Below are 2,902 nucleotides of genomic sequence, written 5' to 3' on the forward strand. Positions count from 1 at the left end.
ATGGGATCTATTGGAACTTATGGTGATATAATTTTTAAAATTTCATCCATAGACCTTATTAGTCCTGAAAGCTATGATGTAGCTATTAGTTCAAAAGTAAAAAAACATCAAATAATAAATAATCCAGATATAACAGAATTTCAAGGTAGAAATTTAAGAAAGATAAGTCTTCCAATAAAATTAGTTGGAACATTAACAAATATAAATAAATCAATATCAACTTTGACTAACTATACTGAAGAAGGAATAGATAAGCCTTTCATCTTTGGTGGAGAGAAAATAGGAGATAATAATTATAGAATAGAAAATTTTAAGTATACAGTAGCTAAAACAGATGTTTTTGGAGCTCCTTTAGTTGTAAATGCTAATCTTTCTTTAGAGGAATATATTGATGAAATAGTTCCTAAAAAAGAAAAAGAAATACAAAAAAAAGGTGTTAATTCTTTACAAAAAGATGTAATTACTTCTTTAAATAAAGTTGCTATAAATAACCTTAAAGGAGGGAGATTGTGGTAGTAAAAAGTAATGAAGAACCAACAAACAACAGTAATTTAAAAAGGCTCTGGATTCTTTTAAACACAAAAAAAGGAACTGTCCCTCTTTTTAGAGGTATGGGTATATCATCAAGTATTGTTGATATGAAAATTAATCAAATACAAGGTATCTTATCTCAGGAATTAGATACTCAAATAAAGTTATATATTCCTGGACTTAAATTTAAAAAATTAATATGTGAGAAAATAAATGAAAAATTAATATATACAGTGGAAGTGATAGATAATGCTTAAACTAATAAAAGGAGATCCTCTTGAAATATATGAGAGTGCTATAAAATACCATAAAGAAAATTTTGGAGAAATATTGCTTCCAATTGATGAAGCATCTCAAATTTATGCAACTGTTTCAGCTTTATTAGGAGATATTTTATATACAGCTAACAATATAGCTATAGAAAACTATTTACCATTTGCTAAAGACACTAGACTTGATATGAAAGGCCTTATTTATGGTTCTAGGGGTAAAAGATTATCATCTTCATTTTCAAAGGCTATTATCCAGTGTAAAATCTCTCAAATAGTAGATAGAAATGTTTTTATAAAGAAAGGTACAAGATTTACAAATGGAACTCATATTTTTTTCTCTACTGAAGAAACTATTATTCCTGCAGGAGAAACACAAATAAATATATTAATTCAAGCAGAAGAACCTGGAGATCTTGGAGATATACTTCCAGGAGAAATTAACAAAATTATTGATAGATATGATTATTATGAAAGTTCTAGTAATCTAGAAAAAGTTATTCCTGGATTAAATAAAGAACCTGATCAACAATACAGAAAAAGACTTGAAGAGTTACCAGAATCTTTTCCTACAGCAGGAAGTGGCGGATCATATAAATACTGGGTCAAACATGCCAACCCTTTAGTTAATCAAATCTATATTAAAAGTCCTACTCCAAACAATATAAATATTTATGTTTATGGAGAAGAAAATTTGATTTCTTTAGAGGATAAAAAAGCTATTGAAAATTACTTGCAAGATTTAGATAGATTACCTTTAAATGATTTAGTTCAAGTTCTAGATCCAGATATTCTAAGTTTAAATCTTGAAATAGATTTTTATCTTTATCCTTCTGAAATAAGAAGTATTGAAACAATTAAATTACTTTTAAAAGAAAAAATAAAAGAACATTTTAAAATCATAAAAATTGGAGAGGATATTAATATCCAGGATTTAATTGCAATAATAAAAAATGAAGGGATTAAAAAATGTGATATTAAAATGGCTGAATTATCAATTAAAGATATAACTCTTGTTAAATGTGGAGATATTGTTCTTAGCTATAGAGGTGTATAAATGAAAACAATTTTTGATAATAATTTAAAAGCTATAGCTCCAGATCTAATTAAAACAAAACATGATAAGGTCTTAGAAACTTGTGAATATTTAATAAATAAATATTTAATATCCCAATTAAAACAATTAGTTCAATGGGATAGAATAGATGAAATGGAAGAGTTCGAACTAGATCTACTTAGTAAAGAACTACATATTGATTATTATAATCCTGGAAGTAGTATTGAAGAAAAAAGAAAGCTATGTAAAGAATCAATCTCTATCCATATGAAAAAAGGTACTGTTGGAGCTGTTAAAGATATATTAAAAATATATTTTAAAAATGCTGAACTTAAAAGATGGTATGAAGCAGGACTTGAACCAGGATATTTTTTAGTTAATATTCATGATGATAATATTGATTATTCTAAAATAACAGCTATAAAAGATATGATTGATAGTACAAAGAAATTTACACAACATTTGCAGAATCTTATATTTATTAAAGAGGATTCTACAAATATAGATTATTATACTGGAGATCATAATGCATCTAGGATAATAGATAAATATAACCCTATATAGGAGGAAATAATGAGAACAGATGGTGCAATAATAACAAATGCAGGAAGAGAACTACTTGCGTATGCACTCCTAAATAACACTGAAATTAATTTTACTAAATTCAAACTTGGAAAAGGCGAATTAAACTCAATAGAAGAAGCTAAAAATCTAAGAGATATAATTTCTTTTTATAAAGATAATCCCATAGGATTTAAAGATCAAATTAGTGACAGTGAAATTATGATTAATACTAGCTTTACAAATGAATCATTCCCTGAAGAAGTCCAACTAAAAGAAGTAGGACTTTTTGCTACAACTACAGGAAAAGAAGAGGTTCTATTTGCTTATATTAATGATGGTGTTGGAGAAATTTATCCTGCAGGAGCTAGTGGGAACATACTAGAAAGAGTTAGAGAAGTTCATATAGGAATTACAAGTGATGCCAAAGTTGAAATAACAATAGATAAATCTTTAGTCTTTGTTACAGTTTATGATCTTGAAA

At 26.7% G+C, this 2,902-nt stretch carries 5 protein-coding genes; all 5 read left to right on the forward strand.

Translation table 11 applies throughout. From position 1 onward, the window contains the following. The coding region (locus Q0V09_RS10075) for a phage tail protein (protein WP_297489179.1) at positions 1-516 on the forward strand (516 nt) is incomplete at its 5' end. Beyond that, on the forward strand, positions 510-788 hold the full coding sequence (locus Q0V09_RS10080; protein WP_297489182.1) for a hypothetical protein: 279 nt from the start codon (positions 510-512) through the stop codon (positions 786-788). The genes Q0V09_RS10075 and Q0V09_RS10080, both read left to right, overlap by 7 nt. Then, positions 781-1,857, forward strand: a complete 1,077-nt coding sequence (locus Q0V09_RS10085; RefSeq protein WP_297489185.1) for a baseplate J/gp47 family protein — start codon at positions 781-783, stop codon at positions 1,855-1,857. The genes Q0V09_RS10080 and Q0V09_RS10085 overlap by 8 nt, the downstream gene beginning before the upstream one ends. After that, the gene (locus Q0V09_RS10090; protein ID WP_297489188.1) at positions 1,858-2,421 is read left to right on the forward strand and encodes a phage tail protein; all 564 of its coding nucleotides are present in this window, start codon (positions 1,858-1,860) and stop codon (positions 2,419-2,421) included. A 9-nt stretch (positions 2,422-2,430) separates the two neighbouring features. Next, positions 2,431-2,902: hypothetical protein (locus Q0V09_RS10095; RefSeq protein WP_297489190.1), on the forward strand; the 472-nt coding region annotated here is incomplete at its 3' end.

This window comes from uncultured Cetobacterium sp., from assembly GCF_947039425.1.
Taxonomy (GTDB): Bacteria; Fusobacteriota; Fusobacteriia; order Fusobacteriales; family Fusobacteriaceae; genus Cetobacterium_A.